Source organism: Gilvimarinus sp. 1_MG-2023, assembly GCF_030548285.1.
Map to the genome: position 1 here is coordinate 1 of NZ_JAUOSC010000456.1, position 344 is coordinate 344.

1 protein-coding gene is annotated in these 344 nt (G+C 52.9%); it reads right to left on the minus strand.

What is annotated here, in order from left to right; all coding sequences use genetic code 11:
* A partial coding sequence (locus tag Q4563_RS17615) for a hypothetical protein (RefSeq protein ID WP_303605421.1) occupies positions 1-344 on the minus strand: 344 nt, incomplete at both ends.

Sequence of the window (344 nt, forward strand, 5' to 3'; positions counted from 1 at the left end):
TCGATCACAACGTCGGCAAGCTGGCCGTAATTCGTCTCATCCCAGTCGCCACCATAGGCCTGCCAGATCCACTGCATCGGCGCATTAAAGGGTTTGGGGGCAAAACGCAGTGCTTCCAGGCGTTCATCACTGAGCTGTACGGATAACCGTAATGGCCGCTCGATGGTAATACGGCGATAACCAAAATCGGTGGTATTAAATATTTTACTGGCGAAGGTTTTGGCTGTTTCTGGTTTGGGGTTGGCCGCATGGCGACCCCGGCTGCTTTTTTGCTCGGCAGGTTTATCCAGCGACTGGTTGTCGATGGCTTCAAAACCACCAAAACAGCGGGTGATCATGCGGAT